The following is a 15,804-nucleotide window of genomic DNA, read 5'->3' on the forward strand; positions in this document are numbered from 1 at the left end:
ACAACGATGATCACGCGCGGCACCGGCAACCTGCTACTAGCAGATGTCGATGCCCTTGTTAACACGGTGAACACCGTGGGCGTCATGGGCAAGGGCATCGCCTTGCAGTTCAAGCGGGCTTATCCGGAGAACTTCGAGGATTACAAGGCGTCTTGCGATCGCGGTGACGTCACGGTCGGCCGAATGCATGTGCATGAGGTTAAGCAGTTTGGCAACCCCAGATTCATCGTCAACTTCCCAACGAAACGCCACTGGCGCGCACCCTCCCGAATCGAGGATATCGCCTCGGGCCTCGTCGCATTGCGAGACGAGATTGTCGAACGCGGAATGAAGTCCATTGCAGTACCACCTCTTGGATGCGGTAACGGTGGGCTCGCATGGCGCGATGTCGAACCAATGATCCTTCAGACATTGGGAACTATTCCCGGGGTGGAAGTTCGTGTCTGGGAGCCAGCTGGAGCACCAAGCGCCTCCTCGATGCCGAATGCCACCGAAGCACCAGCGATGACCCGCGAACGCGCCGCATTTCTCGCCGCGCTCAGCCGTTACATCCGGAATGGAATTGCACGCGGGCTCGCCTTCGAGCCTCGGGTCTCACTGCTGGAAGCGCACAAGGTTGCATACTTCCTACAGAAGCTGAAACTTCCACTAGGACTTCACTTCGAAAAAGGTATCTACGGCCCGTACTCGCAGCCCCTAGACAGGGCTGTTTCGGCAATGGAGGGCCACTTCGTTACAGGCTTCGGTGACGGCACTAGTGGCGCTCAGGCGATCTTGGAGATCAATAAAGACTCCGCAGAAGACGCCGAGCGACTCCTGAAGAAGTATCCGGAATTCGAAGAGACCGCGAGCAAGTTCCAGACACTAACGGCAGGGTTCGAAGACGCATTTGGGATGGAGCTGTTGAGCACTGTCCTGTTTGCCGCCGAAGAACTCGTTATTCCACCACCTACGCCTGAGTCTGTGACTGCCTGTATCAGGGGATGGAATAGTCGAAAGCAGCACCTCTTTACGGAGGATCATGTCCGTATCGCTTGGCAACGATTGTCCGAGGCCGGCCTCTTGTAGCTGGTCAGGCGCAGCCTCTATGAGCAGGACAGCCACGAAGGACCCGGCCAACGTGCCGGGCCCTTCGCCTATCAGCAGCAATAGTGCTGGACTTAAACCCACGGCGGTTTAAGACCGGTCGGATATGTGCAGCCAGATAGCTTCTAACTTGCGCCGCACTCCTCCAGGGCAGCAACATCTGCCGTGCATTGGCCGGAGGATGGCCACAAAGGGCCGCGCGAGTCACGCTCAAGCCGCAAACCGAAGCCTTTCGGGCGCCGGCGCACGGTCCGCGAACCCGTGATCAGCCTGCCGCGCTGCCCGCTGTGCGAGCCAGCCGGAAACCCGGGGACCGCCGTTCACTGCCCCGCCCTCCCGGACAGTGCGAACGTGCGTGAAACCGTGGGCAAGGTAGTAGCGCTGAAGCCCCTCGTTCGTCGTCCACGCGTCCAGACGGAGCCACCGTGCGCCCGCACGTTGCGCACGGTCGCCGGCCCAGTCGAGTAGCCGGCCCCCGAGGTCCTGCCCCGCGTACTCGCGAGCGACAGTGAGCTTGTTGACGAACATCGACGGTTCGGCCAGTTCACCGTCCGTCCACAGCCCCTCTTCGGCGTCCGGCGTGAGCGTAATCGTGCCGGCGGTCGTATGCCCGTCCCGGAGCATGAACACGGTGCCTGCCTCGATCGTGGCCAACAGCTTGTCGGCGGGATACGGACGGCTCCACTGGTCGGACCCCAGACCACGCAACCAGGCTGCCGCTTCCTCGCGAAAGTTGAGCAACTTGGTCACGTCGTGTGGTTCTGCGGGAGTGATGATCACGCGTTCTCGTTTCGGGCGGACAGCTCGCCGATCTCGTAGTTCATGCGGTTCAGATCCCCTCGGAACGTTGTGATCGTGCACCGAATAGGGCGATCGGCGGAGTAGCCCGTACGCGTCCAGAGCATCACTGGCACGCCAGCTCCGATCTCCAGTAGTCGGGCTTCCTCCGGCGTGGGCATCCGGGCGGCGATCTCATCGAAGTACCCGACCTGCTCGATGCCTCGCGAGGCGAGGTATCGAGTGGTGCCTTCCTCTATGTCTCCCGGCTCAGCCAGTCGCGGCGACGCCTCGACGAGCCAGGACGGATAGTAGGTCGCCTGCGTGGACCACGGAACGTCGTCTACATAGCGATGACAAAACCGCAATACCGCCTTCGTACCTGCCGGGACCTTGAGTCGCTCAGCGACGTACTTCGAAGCCGGGAGCATCTCCACGCGGAATGTCTGGTGGGGCCGCCGACCAGCGTTCGTCACGTCGGTGCTGTAGGCGTCGCCGTTCTGCGGGAAGGTCAGATTCTCGAACCGTGTCGCGTTCAGCTCGAACACCTCGTGCGACTTGACCTCGTATCCAAGCCCCTGGCTGGACGTGATCAGACCTTCGCTGACCAGCAGGCTTAGTCCGTTGCGGATCGTGTTTCTGGACGCGTCGAAGCGCTGCTGCAAGTCGTTCTCAGAGGGCAGCCGCGCCCCCGGCGCGTAGGTGCCGTTGTCGATCTCGCGGCGCAGGACGTCAGCGACTTGCCGGTACTTCGGCTGCTTGTTCATGGCCCCATCATGACGCACTCGCACCTCTTGTTGGTACATGTAGCCCCTAACCCCTTGACGGCTCACTGCCCGTGGGTGCAGCATCACTGCATCAGCTTGTACCAACAAGCTGAGCAAGTGGTGCAACACCTCCAAGTTTGCCCGCTTGCGCTGGCAGCGTCCGGAGGAAAGCCCGCAGGGGTGAGTACGAAGGAAACGCCCGTTGGTTGAGAACTCAACAGAGTGCCGACCCAGCCACCCGAACACGGGTGGTCGATGGGTGCGGGTCACCACCCCGACCGCCCATGTCGGGTCGGGTGGCCCGCCCGGATCCGCCCCCCGGGGCGGTGACTGGCATTGCGTGATCTGAAGTCCGCAGCACCTTCACGAGGGTTCGCCCCTCGTCTCGATCGGCTCAGCGGCCGAACGCCGCTGCCGGTTGCCCGATCCCGCCCCGCCGAACTGTCGGGGCGGGTGAGGGGAGCCGGGAACTGCCCCCTCACCTCCTAGGAGTCCCTCATGACTGCCGCTATCGAGATCGTTTCGTTCGGCTACCTGCACGACGAGCCGCCCGCCGCGCATATGACCATCGACCTGCGCCAGCACTTCCGAGACCCGCACGTCAGCCCGGAACTGCGGTACATGACCGCGGACGACGAGCCGGTACGCACGGCGGTGCTGTCCACGCCGGGTATCGCGGCCCTCGTACTCGCGACCGCCACGGCGGTGGAGGCGTTCACGTCCGGCCCGTCCGCCGGAACCGTCACCGTCGCCGATGGGTGTGCGGGAGGCCGGCACCGCGCCCCCGCCTTCGCCCGTGCACTCGCTGAACTGCTGCGCGACGCGGGCCACGACGTCACCGTCCGGCACCGCGACCTCGATAAGGACGTCGTCCAGCGCTGACCGCCCGCTCTCGCCTCGGACCCGCCGCGCTGCGACGGGGGCCACGACGGTGCCGGATCGAATCCGGCCCGGGGCACCGGCCGCAACTCTGCGGCCCGCCGCACCACTCGCGTGCGGCTCTCACCTCAACGGCGCGCGGTCCCCGGGATGCCCCCCGGGGACCGCTTCGGGCCGTACCACCGACTAGGGAGAACACGACCCAATGAACCACATCGTCACTGTTCAGGAAGCTGTTACCGCATTCGCCGACTGGAACGAACCGACGGATGCGGACCTGGCCGCGATCGAGTCGGAAATGCCGCTGATCCTGGCGGATGTCGACCTGATCGACGCGCAGATCATCGCCATGGACCACACCCCGAACGAGGTCGACACCCGCCGCGTGCGCCGCGCCCTCGCCCGGGTCCTCACCGAGTGGCGGATCCTCGCCAACCGCACCACCGACGAGGCGACCGGGGGCGCGGCATGAGCGCCACCACCGGTCAGAGCCTCACCGCCGCACACGCGGAAGTGAAGGCGGAGATCGCCCGCACCGACACGAAGACTGGCCTGCTGCTGGCGTTCGTCGGCGCCGTCCTCGCCGGGACGTGGACCGTCGGGCACGACCTCCCCCTGACCCGCCCCGCCCTCGCGGCCGGCATCGCGGGCATGGGGTTGCTGATCGTCGCGGCGGGGCTGCTGCTGCGGTCGGTCCGCCCGAACCTGCGCGGCCTGCACGGCTTCCCGCTGTGGGCGACCCTCACCCCCGACGAGATCCCCGGTGCCCTCTCGGCCGATCTCGCCGCCGACATCGCCGGACTCGCCCGGCTCGCGGTCGCCAAGTTCACCTGCCTGCGCCGCGCCATCGATCTCACCTACGCCGCCGGCGCCCTGCTCATCCTCGCCGCCCTGCTCTCCCTCGGAGGTGCGGCATGAACGCCAGGACCACCAAGACCGTGCTGCCCGCCGTCGCGATGACGGCGGTGTCCATGGTCCTCACCCTGGCCGTGGTCGTGATGTGGCTGGGCACGGCGATGCCGTGGCCGGTCGCCCTGGTCGTCGGTCTCGGCATCGACGGCGGATGGCTGGCCACCCTCGCCTACGAACGCCGCCTCGCAGCGCAAGGCGACCACAGCCACGCCGTCACCGGGGTCGGCTGGTCCTTCGGCCTGATCGCCGCCGGCGTCCTGATCGCCCACGCACTCACCGCCGAAGAGTCCGCCGGCGCATGGCTGGCCGTGGCCTGGCTGCCCATCGCCGCCAAGGCCCTGTGGCTGGTCCACGGACTGTGGGAGCGCACCGCACTCACCCCGAACGCCCTCGGAGCGATCCGCGGAATCCAGCAAGAGGCCCGCGACGAAGCCGCCGTGGCCCGCGCCCGCCTCCGAGCCGAAGCCACCACCGAGGAGACCCGGCTCACCGCCGTGACGCAGGCCGGCGCCCGCGTCGCACGCGTCCAAGCAAAGACCGCACAGACCCTCTCCCGGGCCTGGTCGACGCTGGAGACGGCACGGGACGGCGAGGACACCGGCAGGGCCCTGACCAGCGTGACGAACCGCGTCACACCCGACGTCACACCCCACTGGCAACTGCCCGTCTGGGGACCCACCGAGCCGGTATCCGCGTTCACGCTGGACGTGGCGCCCGCCCTCACCGACGAAGCGCTTGACGCGCTGGTTGACGAGATCCGCCACAGCGAAACCCCCGCCCTCTCGTACCGGGAGATGGCCACCCGCTTCCGCGCGGCCGGCCACTCCGCATCCGAGGTCCGCCTGCGGGCCGCGTGGAAGCGCGTGGTCGCCTGATGTCGGCCGCGTTCGGCAAGTGCTTCGACCCGTCTGGCGCCCGCTACGGCATCCCCACCTACCCCTGGAAGTTCGCCCCCGACGACGACCAGTTGGCCACCCGCCGGCAGTTACGGGCCCGGGGGCTGCGTCCGGGCGGTCAGCCGATCGCAGCGCAGGTCATGCGCGTCAACCGGCGCGCCGGAAACGTCCGGGTCGCCTACCTCTACCGCGTCGACCTCGCCAAGCCCGTACGGCCGATGACGTCGCGGAAGTGGGGCGCGCTCGCGCTGGCGATGCTCGCCCGCCGCACCTGCCCCAAGTGCCAGATCACTTACAGCTACTGCATGCCGCGCTCGCTCGGCATGTGCGTGCTGTGCGCCTACCCCGACAGCCACGACTCCGCCCACCAGGAGGCCTGTTGAGCATCTGCCGTGAGACCGCCGCCGATGACTGCGCCCGCACCGTGGGCCTGATGGCCGCCCTCGGTGACTCCCTGCCCCCCGACCGCGAGCCGGACGAGTTCGAACAGACCATCGCCCGTGCCCTGTACGCCAACCGGTGCGACCAGCCGCCCGCCGGCCACACCTACCCCAGGAAGGGATGACCATGGCCAACTCCGACATTCGCCGTCTGGACCGCGAGATCCAGCACACGCAGAAGAAGCTCGAAGCCGTCCGCCGGGGCGAGTGGTGGCCGCTGAACGGCTCGGAGCGCCGCGCCATGGCCCGCGCCCTGGCCGGCGGCGCCTACCGCGCCTCCCGCGGCCGCAGCACCGGCCGTGCCGAAGAGCGGATGGACGCCACCGGGTCGGCTGCTGAGATGCGGCTGAACGCGGAACTGACCGCCCTGCACGGCGAGCGGCAGCGACTCATCACCGAGGCCGCCCGTGCCAAGGCCGCGAAGAAGTCTTCCGGCTGGTGGTGACCAGCCCGCACCACCCGCCGGGGTGCCCGCCCCCTGCCACGGACACGGCCACCCCGGCGCCCTCCACAACTCCCGCCCTAAAAGGGCAGTCAGGAGCACCCTCAGCATGTCTGAGAACGTCATTCACCTCCACAAGCCCACCGACCCCCCAACCGACCCCGCGGCGCCCACGGTGCTGACCGTCGTACCCGACACCCCGCCGGCGCCCCCGGCGCCGCTGTGGGTGCGCTCCGGACGCGCCGTCAAGACCGCGGTCACACACGAGACCACGAAGACCACGGTGCGGGCGGTGGCACGGCACGGCCTCTACACGTTCAACGGGGGCCGGATCGTGGCCCGCCGCACCTGGGACGGCAAGACCGGAGCCCGCTACGAGCGCATGATCCGTACGGCCGAAGCCGCGGGGAACCTTGAGGCGGCCGAGGAGTGGGAGGAGCGGTTGCAGCGCTTCCGTGCCGCCCGCCACCACCGCCGCATGGACCTCCTGCACTCGCCCGTAGAGGCCGCCAAGGGCATTGCGGTCGGCACCGGCGTGAGCATCGGGGTACTGGTCGCGCTCGGGGTCGTGATGGCCATCAACAACCACGACGTCACCGACGTCATCACCCCACTCCGAGCCACCATCGACTTCATCGCCCTGCTCATCCGGATCGTGCAGGTCGTATGGGGTCCGGCCCTCACGATCGGCCCGTTCCTCGCCCTGCTCGCCCTGTGGACCGTCGGCAGCAAGCAGCAAGCAGCCCCGCAGTGGGCCCTGCCCGCCAACGTCCGCAACGGTGAGGGCGAGCCGATCACCCCCTCGATCGTCGTCAAGGCACTGCGAGACCTCGGGGTGCCCGCGCTGCGCAACGCCATCAAGGAGATGGGCGACGCCGGCGCCTCGATGCTCGGACCGATCCGGATCGCCGGATGCGGCGTGGAAGTCGACGTCACGCTGCCCTCGGGGGTGTCGACGAACGAGGTGCAGGGCAAGCGGCGCAAGCTCGCAGAGAACCTCACCCGGCACGAACACGAGGTGTTCATCACCATCCCGACCGCGGCGCGCACAGTGCGGCTGTGGGTGGCCGACTCCGGCGCGCTGGACGAGCCGATCGGCCCCTCCCCGCTGGTCACCGACGAGACCCTGACCGCGAACTACAAGACCGGTAAGGCCCCGTGGGGTCAGGATCTGCGCGGCGATGCCGCACAGATCAGCCTCTTCCAACGTCACCTTCTGATCACCGGTCTGTCCAACCAGGGCAAGACTGCCGCTCTTCGCTCCCTCGCCCTGTGGCTGGCTCTGGACCGCTCCGTGCAGTTCTGGACCGCCGACCTCAAGGGCGTCGGAGACTGGCGCTTCATGGACGGCATCGCCGACGTCCTAATCCAGGGCCCCACCGATGACCACGTCATCCAGGCGACAGAGATGGCCGAGGCCGCCGTGGACGAGATGAACCGCCGTCTCCAGGCACGCCAGAGCGACCCGCACGCCGTCTTCCCACCGCTCATCGTCATCGTCGACGAAGCACAGGTGGCGTTCATGTGCCCGGCCAAGGACGAGGAGAACCGGCCCTACGGCGGATCCAAGGCCACCTCCCGGTACTTCATGGCCGTCCGGAAGATCCACAACCAGGGCCGTGCCGTGGACGTGCTGATGTGGCAGGGCACCCAGGACCCGACCAACGACAACCTGCCCAAGCTGGTCCGGGAAGGCGCCCACACCCGCGCCTCGCTCGCCCTGGGCACCGAACAGCAGGCCCGCATGGCACTCGGGGACAAGGCCGTCGACGGCGGCGCCGCCCCCAACCTGCTGCGCCCCGGCCTGGACAAGGGCACCCTCGTGGTCGCCTCGGACGGCATCACCATCCCGGCCGGCCAGGCATCCATCACCGTGCGCACCCACTACATCGACGACGACGCGGCCGAAGCGCTCGCCGAGCGCGCCAAGACCCTGCGCAACGGCATCACCACGCTGCACGTCGTCGACAACGACCGCGAAGTCCGTGACCCGCTCGCCGACATCGCCTCGGTCGTCGGCACGGACACCCGCGTGCTCACTCAGGACGTCCTCAAGCGACTCGCCGTGCTCGCCCCGGACACCTACGGCAAGTGGTCGTTCATCGACCTCAAGCGCGTGCTGGACGGCACCGGAGCCGAACCGTACAAGTCCGACGGGCGCATGGTCATCGGTCGTGACCGCCTCGCCCGCGCGCTCGCCGACCGCGACGAGACGGGTTCCGCTTCCGCTTCCGAGTGACAGGGAGCCGACCCGCCCCGGGTCAGGGAGGCAGGGAGAACTCCCTGACCCCCTCCCTGACCCACCTCCCTGCCTCTGACCTGCGTAATTGATCGTTCAGGGAGGCAGGGAGGCACCCCAGGTCAGACCCCCGAAACCCCCCTCTCAGCGCCCCCGGAAGGGGGTGTCTCCTCCTCCCTGAACCGTGACCGGAAGGGATTCCGCATGTACCCCGAACAGCTCGGCCATCTGCCCGGCGAACGGGCCGTGACCATCCACCAACCCACCCCCCTCGCGCCCGTTCAGGCCGCGCCCCTCGTGCCCATGCAGCCCGCCGGCATCCCTGCGGTGGCGAGCATCGTCCTGCCCGACGGGCGAGTCGTCACCGGCTACGCCATCGAGCCCACCAAACCCGAACCCGTCGCCACCAAGCCCGCAGTGTCCCGCGCCGCGGTGAACATCGCACTCGGGGGCATCGGGTTCGGCGCCGTGTGCGGCGGCCTCGTGCTACTGACCACGTTCATCGCCGCGCTCGCCGCGCTGATCCATCAGCTCATCATTCTCGCCGCCGTCATCTTCGGCGGATGGGTCGCCGTGCAGGTCTTCAGCGCGAGCGGCCACCGCGACGGGACCACGGTCAACATCCGCAAAGCCGTCATCAAGCGCAACCACTTCCACGGCTGAACAGCCCTCGAAAGGAAGCCATGACCGCGCCCGCAACGAAGCCTGCCGTCTGGACCGACGGAGACCCCCTCATGGAAGCCATCGCCCTGGCCGTCTGGGAGCACTGCAACAGGGATGGCTACAACACCGTCGTTGACGACCCGCGCAACATCGCCGCCGTCGCCGCATCCGTCGCCCGGCAGCACGCCATCACCGACCACCAGGCCAAGAGCCAGTAGCTACGCCAAGGGCGGCCCCCGTCTCGCCAAAGCCATGGGCCGCCCTTGTCCACCAGCCGTCAACAGACCTGTGGAGGTCTCCAGCATGACCCAACCGACCGACATCCGACGAGTGCACGCGCTGCCCGGTCACCTGCGGACCGCACTGAACCTTGCGGCGGCCGGTGTGCCGCCGCTGCCGCTCCGGGCGGGGAAGGTGCCGTTCGGGAACTGTCGCGCCTGCGCGAAGAACGCGTGCGGCGGCCGGCCGAACATGAAAGCCCCCGGCCCCTGTACCTGCCCGGCGCCCTGCCACGGCTGGGCCGCCGCGACCATCGACCCGAACGTCATCAACTCGCCCACATGGCGGCGGGCGTGGCGGGAAGCGGCGGGCGTGGCCTACCACCCCGGCGGCGCCGGTCTCACCGTGGTGGATCTCGACAACGCCGACGCCATCGCGTGGGCCCGTGCGAGCCTGCCCGTCACGCGGGTCGTGCCGACGACGCGGGGTGAGCACTGGCTCTATCGGGGCGCGATGCAGTCCGCCAACGCCGTACGGCCCGGCGTGGACGTCAAGTCGTCCATGCAGTACGCCCGGTGGCTCGGGCCCGGTACCGGCACCATGACGGCCCTGCCGGACGTCGTGCGCTCCTTGACCGTGAAGGAGCCGGCCACGGTCCGACCGGTGGCCGTCACGGTGCCCGCGCCGGTCGGTGGCGGGGAGTGCCCGCACCGCACGCCGACCTACTTGGACCGTGGTATCGCCATGGCGGAGCAGCGCATCACCGAGGCCCGTGAGGCGGTGCACGCCACCGTCTACCGAACGTTCCTCGCTGTGCTGTCCACGCACGGCCGGTGCGGCTGCCTCACCGAGGCGCACACCGCGCGGCTGTTCACCGCCGCGCAGGCCAAGGGGGAGTCGCCCCGGCACTGCACCGACGCGTGGACCAACGCCCTGACCACGTTGGGACTGAGCCATGTCTGAGGACGAGAAGGACCCCGCCCGCCAGATCATCGCGGACTACGCACAGTCCCACTTCCGGTACTTCCGCACTGCCGACGGGACCGTGTACGCGCAGCGGAACGGCCACCCCGTGGCCCGCCCGATGCGCTCGCAGGGCACCACGGGCAGCCACCGGCAGGAACTCATGGTCGGCCTGTTCAAGGACGGGCGCGGCGTGTTCAACGGGTCGGCGATGAAGGAGGCGTTGGACTTGATCGAAGCCCTCGCGTTGGACGCGGACACGCACGCCGTGCACATCCGTGTCGCTCCCGGTTTCGACGGGGCGACGTGGCTGGACTTGGGCCGCGATGACGGGCAGTCCGTCCGTATCCACCCCACCGGCTGGGAAGTCCTCGTCCCCGACCCGCGTGAGGTGTGCTGGCGGCGCACGCAGCTCACCGGGGAACTTCCCCTGCCGGCCAAGGACACCGACGGCAAGGGCATCGACCTGCTGATGCGGCTGTGCAACTTCGCCAACGCCGAAACCGAATGCCTGGCCATCGCTTGGCTGATCGGTTGTCTCGGGCCATCCGTGCCGGTACCGGCGCCGTTCCTCACCGGGCCGCAGGGGGCGGGGAAGTCGACCGGGGGCCGGATGCTCACCCGGATCATCGAGGGGATGAGCGGTGACCTGCGACGGGCGCCGAAGGACGAGGAGAACCTCATTGCGGCGGTGGCGGCGGGATGGATCACCGCGCTGGACAACCTCTCCCACATGACCCCGGATCTGTCGGACGCGATGTGCTGCATCGTGACCGGAGCCGAGAGCGTCAAGCGCGCCCTGTTCACCGACGGAGACGTGTTCCGCGTCGGCTACCGCCGCCCCCTGCTCCTCACCGGCATCGACGTCGGCGTCATCCGCCCCGACCTAGCGGAGAGGCTCCTGCCTCTGCGTTTGGAGCGGCCCCGCGTCCGGCGCACCGAAGCCGAACTCTGGGCGGACTACGCGGAAGTCCTGCCCGTGGTCCTCGGCTCGCTCCTCGACCTTACGGTCAAGGTCCGCGCGGTGGACGCGGAGACCCCCACCGATCTGCGGATGGCGGACTTCGCGCACCTGTGCGCGCAGTTCGACGCGGCAACCGGCCTCGGAGCGCTCCCCGCATACCGGGCCAGTCTGGACGACCTGAACGACGACGTGATCGAGGGTGACCTCCTCGCGCAAACCGTCCTGCGGTATGCCGACACCATCGAGCCGGGCGCGGCGCAGCAGATGACGTCCACGGAGTGGCTGTCCTGCCTCGGCCGCCTCTACAGCGGCGAGGACGGCCGTCCCCTGCCCAAGGGGTGGCCGACCACGGGCAAAGTCCTCTCCGACCGCCTCAAGCGCCTCCAACCGACACTGGCGGCCCGGGGTGTCCTCATCGACTCGGGCCGCACCAAGGCGGGCCGCTACCTCGAAATGACCCGCACCGTCGTCCTAACCCTGCCTCCCCACGAGCAGACGCGGGCGTTCTGATCCGCGATCCGCACGCTCAAGCGAACAGCAAGAGGAGCACGTGCTCCTCTTGCTGTTCGGCGGAACGCCGCCTCAAGGTCGTGCCGCGCAGCGGCTCCTTCTTCGCTCTGTGAGGCGCACCGAACTACAACAGGCAGCCCCTTCTTTGTCCTAAGAGGGAAGACGCTGCGTCACCTGCGTCACCCGGCTCGGAAAACGGCCGCTGACCTGCGGCAACAGCGATGACGCAGACGGCCGGCTCTGCGTCATCCTGCGTCACCTGCGTCACCCGGTGACGCAGCCGATGACGCAGCGGTGACGCAGCCCCAATCCGCCGCGTCACCCAAAACAGCAGGTCAGAGCCTCAAGTGACGCTGATGACGCGGTGACGCAGAAATCCGAACCTCGGACAGAAGCGCACCGCGAGAAGCCCCCGAGCCATCCCGACTCGATGCCGAGGCCCCTTATGAGCCGCTCCCATCCCGCTCAACCCGACCCCCGAAGTACCCTCCGTAGCGGCTTGCCCGATCGGTACCTCACCCCCGACGACATCGCCGAGATGTTCGACGTGCCCAAAGAGACCGTCTACCAGTGGCGCCGGAAGCGCAGCGGCCCGCCCGGCTTCCGCATCGGCAAGCACGTTCGCTACGACCCTGCCGACGTCCGCACCTACGTCACCCAGCGCAAGAGCGCCGACCAGGACGCCGGCTGATACAGCCAGACACCGCGCACCGCACCGCTTCCCCAGGGAGGGCCACACCGTGGCCCTCCCTTCTCCTTGCCCAGAAGGGACCGCCGCCGCATGGCAGGCCACATTCAAGACCGCTGGTTCAAGACCGAGACCACGCCCGACGGCAAGACCGTCAAGGTGAAATCCGACCGCTACGGCACTGGCTTGAGGTACCGCGCCCGGTACATCGGCCCCGACGGCACCGAGAAAAGCAAATCGTTCCGCGACAGGGAAAAGCGGCTCGCTGAGAAGTGGCTCACCCATATCGAGGCCGACATGTCGCGCGGCCAGTACGTCGACCCTCGCACCGCGCGAACGACCTTCCGGCAGTACGCGGAACGCTGGGTGAAGACGCACACGGGCGAGATCAACAGCCGGGAGGCAGCAGAACGTCGGCTCCGCCTGCACGCGTACCCCCACATCGGGACTCGCCCGCTCGGTTCGTTCAAGCCGGAGCACATCCGAGACTGGATCGCGGCCCTGGAAGACACCGTGCCGGCGGAATCACACCGCCGCATCATCGTGGGCACCGTCTCGGCAGCGCTAAGCGCGGCCGTCGACGACGGACTCCTGAGCAAGAACCCCTGCCGCGCCCGAACGGTGCAGCTTCCGAAGCCAGGCAAGCCGCGCGTCACCCCGTGGACGGCAGACCAGACGTTCGGCGTGCGGGCCGCCCTCGAACGGCGCTTCCGGGCCGCCGTCGACTCCGGAGCGGGGTGCGGGTTGAGGCAAGGGGAGATCTTCGGTCTGTCCGAAGACGAACTCGACTACGAGGGCGGTTGGCTGGCCGTAGGCCACCAGCTCAAGCGCATCCGCGGTAAGTACGTGTTCGCGCTGCCGAAGGGCGGCAAGGTTCGTGACGTGCCGCTGCCGAAGGCCGTGAGCGCCGCCCTCCGGGACCACGCCAAGGAGTTCCCCCCGGTCGATGTGACGCTCCCTTGGCGTACGCCGGACGGTACGCTCGTGACGAAACGACTCCTGTTCAGCGGGGTCGAAGGCAACCACGTGCGCGTGAGCAACTTCAACGACCATCATTGGAAGGCCGCTCTGGCTGCCGCAGGCATCATCCCGGCGCGGGAGGCGGGCGAGCGGTACGCGTCGGCCCCCGAGCACGGCATGCACGCGCTCAGGCACTTCTACGCGTCGGTGCTGCTGGACGCGGGCGAAAACATCCGGGCCCTGAGCCAGTACCTCGGTCACGGCGATCCGGGATTCACGCTCCGGACGTACACGCACCTGATGCCGAGTAGCGAGGGACGTACGCGAAAGGCCGTCGACAGCCTCTATCTGGCCTCCACTCCACAAGATCACGGCCCAGAGACGGCCCAAGCAGCCTGACACGGCCCCGATCAGTGCCAAACGCCCTGGTCGGGGCCCCATCAGGGCAGATCTCGCAGACTTCATCTACTTCTGGCCCCTGTACACGGGCACGGCGATCCCCATAGACCAGTGGCGCTCGCGGATGTGGCTGGACACCTGGGTCTAGCTGCACGGACACACCACGAGGGCGCGGTTGTCAGCCGCGCCCTCGAGGTCGTCGTCCTCACCGGCCCTTCAGCACCGCCTCCATCGGCATCTCGGCGAACCCACTGTCGATCGATTCCAGTCCGTACCGCGCAAGGAGGGTGCTCATATCTCGCGCAGTCGGCCTGACATTCTCTTCCCCCTTTGAAGGGGAGACGGTCACCGAAATGTTCGGATTCTGCAGCACCCACCACGTGGTGAGTTGTTTTCGCCTTCTTGTCGCCGCAGTCAGATAACTTCCCTCACGCAGAGGAAACGTCCACTTCAGAAAATCAACGCTCGCGGGTGCGCCACCTCTCACCCATTCCGGAGCATCGCTGACGTGTTTAAGTGATGATTCATCCCAGGACTTTTGCACGTCGGGAGTGTCGAGAGATACCCGATCCTTTCTTACCAGAATGGCTTCGGCGTAAGCCATGAGGGTCTGATACTTGACATCCTTTGGCAGCCGGATAACACGATCCACCGTCCGAGTCTCTCCGGGGTCCAACCACGTGTCCGTGCCGGGATAGAAGATCATGCCATTCTCGATCACGGTCGCGCCCTTGATCTGGAAATTATCCCGGACAACACCGTTCGATGCGCCATACAGCCAGTTCTTGCGAGTTCCCGCCACCTGGCTCGTGTCCTCATATTGCCCCTGGACCACGTAGATACTCTGGGGGACATATGCGGAGACCTTCCCGCCATTCTTCAGCGTCAGACGCAGCGGCACCGTAGTGCCACCGGTGACATCGTTCGCCACAGGCTTTTCAAACTCCGCCGTAACCGAGACGAGCATAGGGGTGGAATAGGGTAGATAAACCTGCGAGTACGCAAAGTTACCGAACGCCAAAAGCGTCGTCGCCAGGGCCCCCACGGCGAACGCGCGGGGTGCTGGAATATCTTTCCAGACTTTTTCGCGCCGCAGGAGCACCCATAATGCCCAGCCCGACCAGGCTATAAGAGCAATCCAGGCGATCAGCCAGTTCGTGGGTTCGCGTCCTTCTATCTGCATCGCCAAAAGTCCGGCGTTGATGATCAGGACAAGCAGAACGGCGGCCAGGACGAACATTCCCGATGCTCTGAAGCTCCGCCCTCCCCAGTAGTCGCAAGCGGCAACTACGGCAAGAAACATCAGCAGGGCGAAGACCAATGCGGAGAAGCCGGTTGTCCGGCCCGCGAACGACAGCGCTTCGCTAACGTCCTTCAATCCGAACCAGGCGAGTATGCCGCCGCCGGTCACCAGACCTGCAGCCATCACGATCGCTACGGGAAGGTTTCGGGGCCGTCCACTTGCGTCTTCGTGCGACCGAACAACATTCGGCTCTTCCATAAAGCCACCATGAGCGCAACCGTTGGGCAGAGCACGCCGAATTGCGCCATCCGTGACATGGGTACGGTCCTGGTCGTGTCTGCGTTGGCGCCGTCATCCCAGGATATGGTGCGTGCTGTTCGTGTTGGGAATGCCGCCACCCTGGCGGTTCGGGTCGTTCGTCGCAGTTGGCGTGTTGGGCGTGTTGGGAATGTGCCCGCCGCCGCTCCCTCCACTCGGCGCATTTTGTGTATGTGAGGGGAGCGGTGGGCGCGGGTTGCTGGCCGAATGCACCACTGCGCCGTTCCCGGTTGTGATCACAGCCTCGGCGCCGGCCAAGCCGGCTGTACCAGCGAGCAGCGCAGCAGCAGAGGAAACCCCTACTACGCGCGCGATCCGATTTCGATCAATAAACACGAGAGCCTCGCTATCCGCCGTTTATGCCATTTACAGGTGCGCCCTTCCAGCGGATTCCCTGCACGGTCCAAGTAGGAAATTAGGCAGAACAGCAGATTCAGTG

The 15,804-nt window shown here is 67.2% G+C and carries 18 protein-coding genes; 15 read left to right on the top strand and 3 right to left on the bottom strand.

The features are described from left to right. The first annotated feature begins 6 nt into the window (after positions 1 to 6). The gene (darG, locus tag ACZ7M2_RS18525; protein WP_471596155.1) at positions 7 to 1,068 is read left to right on the top strand and encodes a type II toxin-antitoxin system antitoxin DNA ADP-ribosyl glycohydrolase DarG; all 1,062 of its coding nucleotides are present in this window, start codon (positions 7 to 9) and stop codon (positions 1,066 to 1,068) included. 228 nt (positions 1,069 to 1,296) lie between these two features. On the opposite strand, the gene ACZ7M2_RS18530 is transcribed toward darG, so the two are convergent. After that, positions 1,297 to 1,866, bottom strand: a complete 570-nt coding sequence (locus ACZ7M2_RS18530; protein WP_471596156.1) for a GNAT family N-acetyltransferase — start codon at positions 1,864 to 1,866, stop codon at positions 1,297 to 1,299. Beyond that, positions 1,863 to 2,630, bottom strand: a complete 768-nt coding sequence (locus tag ACZ7M2_RS18535; RefSeq protein WP_471596157.1) for a GntR family transcriptional regulator — start codon at positions 2,628 to 2,630, stop codon at positions 1,863 to 1,865. Before ACZ7M2_RS18535 ends, ACZ7M2_RS18530 begins: the two co-directional genes overlap by 4 nt. Before the next feature lie 498 nt (positions 2,631 to 3,128). On the opposite strand from ACZ7M2_RS18535, the gene ACZ7M2_RS18540 reads away from it, so the two are divergent. The 14 genes from ACZ7M2_RS18540 (at position 3,129) to ACZ7M2_RS18605 (ending at position 13,804) form a co-directional block, all read left to right on the top strand. Beyond that, positions 3,129 to 3,512: a RapZ C-terminal domain-containing protein gene (locus tag ACZ7M2_RS18540; protein ID WP_471596158.1), complete on the top strand. Its 384-nt coding sequence runs from the start codon at positions 3,129 to 3,131 to the stop codon at positions 3,510 to 3,512. 202 nt (positions 3,513 to 3,714) lie between these two features. Beyond that, the gene (locus ACZ7M2_RS18545) at positions 3,715 to 3,981 is read left to right on the top strand and encodes a DUF6284 family protein (protein WP_471596159.1); all 267 of its coding nucleotides are present in this window, start codon (positions 3,715 to 3,717) and stop codon (positions 3,979 to 3,981) included. Continuing rightward, complete coding sequence (locus ACZ7M2_RS18550) at positions 3,978 to 4,427, top strand: Pycsar system effector family protein (protein WP_471596160.1); 450 nt, start codon at positions 3,978 to 3,980, stop codon at positions 4,425 to 4,427. The genes ACZ7M2_RS18545 and ACZ7M2_RS18550 overlap by 4 nt, the downstream gene beginning before the upstream one ends. After that, positions 4,424 to 5,296, top strand: coding sequence for a protein spdB (locus tag ACZ7M2_RS18555; RefSeq protein ID WP_471596161.1), 873 nt, complete (start codon positions 4,424 to 4,426; stop codon positions 5,294 to 5,296). Before ACZ7M2_RS18550 ends, ACZ7M2_RS18555 begins: the two co-directional genes overlap by 4 nt. Further along, positions 5,296 to 5,700: an RRQRL motif-containing zinc-binding protein gene (locus ACZ7M2_RS18560; protein WP_471596162.1), complete on the top strand. Its 405-nt coding sequence runs from the start codon at positions 5,296 to 5,298 to the stop codon at positions 5,698 to 5,700. Before ACZ7M2_RS18555 ends, ACZ7M2_RS18560 begins: the two co-directional genes overlap by 1 nt. Next, a complete protein-coding gene (locus ACZ7M2_RS18565) occupies positions 5,697 to 5,882 on the top strand; it encodes a hypothetical protein (RefSeq protein WP_471596163.1) in 186 nt (61 codons plus the stop codon). The genes ACZ7M2_RS18560 and ACZ7M2_RS18565 overlap by 4 nt, the downstream gene beginning before the upstream one ends. A gap of 2 nt (positions 5,883 to 5,884) precedes the next feature. Further along, on the top strand, positions 5,885 to 6,202 hold the full coding sequence (locus ACZ7M2_RS18570; protein WP_471596164.1) for a hypothetical protein: 318 nt from the start codon (positions 5,885 to 5,887) through the stop codon (positions 6,200 to 6,202). Positions 6,203 to 6,308: 106 nt separating this feature from the next. Further along, complete coding sequence (locus ACZ7M2_RS18575) at positions 6,309 to 8,438, top strand: FtsK/SpoIIIE domain-containing protein (protein ID WP_471596165.1); 2,130 nt, start codon at positions 6,309 to 6,311, stop codon at positions 8,436 to 8,438. A gap of 204 nt (positions 8,439 to 8,642) precedes the next feature. Beyond that, positions 8,643 to 9,101 carry a hypothetical protein gene (locus tag ACZ7M2_RS18580; RefSeq protein ID WP_471596166.1) on the top strand — a complete coding sequence of 153 codons (459 nt, stop codon included), beginning with the start codon at positions 8,643 to 8,645 and terminating at the stop codon, positions 9,099 to 9,101. A gap of 20 nt (positions 9,102 to 9,121) precedes the next feature. Further along, positions 9,122 to 9,319, top strand: a complete 198-nt coding sequence (locus tag ACZ7M2_RS18585; protein WP_382149632.1) for a hypothetical protein — start codon at positions 9,122 to 9,124, stop codon at positions 9,317 to 9,319. 85 nt (positions 9,320 to 9,404) lie between these two features. After that, positions 9,405 to 10,283 (top strand): bifunctional DNA primase/polymerase, encoded by an 879-nt coding sequence (locus tag ACZ7M2_RS18590; RefSeq protein ID WP_471596167.1) that lies wholly within the window; start codon positions 9,405 to 9,407, stop codon positions 10,281 to 10,283. Beyond that, positions 10,276 to 11,757, top strand: a complete 1,482-nt coding sequence (locus ACZ7M2_RS18595) for an ATP-binding protein (RefSeq protein WP_471596168.1) — start codon at positions 10,276 to 10,278, stop codon at positions 11,755 to 11,757. Before ACZ7M2_RS18590 ends, ACZ7M2_RS18595 begins: the two co-directional genes overlap by 8 nt. Before the next feature lie 445 nt (positions 11,758 to 12,202). After that, complete coding sequence (locus ACZ7M2_RS18600; RefSeq protein WP_471596521.1) at positions 12,203 to 12,448, top strand: helix-turn-helix domain-containing protein; 246 nt, start codon at positions 12,203 to 12,205, stop codon at positions 12,446 to 12,448. Positions 12,449 to 12,538: 90 nt separating this feature from the next. Next, positions 12,539 to 13,804 (top strand): tyrosine-type recombinase/integrase, encoded by a 1,266-nt coding sequence (locus tag ACZ7M2_RS18605; protein ID WP_471596169.1) that lies wholly within the window; start codon positions 12,539 to 12,541, stop codon positions 13,802 to 13,804. Between the two features lie 205 nt (positions 13,805 to 14,009). Here ACZ7M2_RS18605 and ACZ7M2_RS18610 read toward each other — a convergent pair whose 3' ends face one another. Continuing rightward, positions 14,010 to 15,305 carry a Yip1 family protein gene (locus ACZ7M2_RS18610; RefSeq protein ID WP_471596170.1) on the bottom strand — a complete coding sequence of 432 codons (1,296 nt, stop codon included), beginning with the start codon at positions 15,303 to 15,305 and terminating at the stop codon, positions 14,010 to 14,012. Positions 15,306 to 15,804 lie beyond the last annotated feature (499 nt).

It is taken from the genome of Streptomyces sp. NPDC111507, assembly GCF_055638955.1.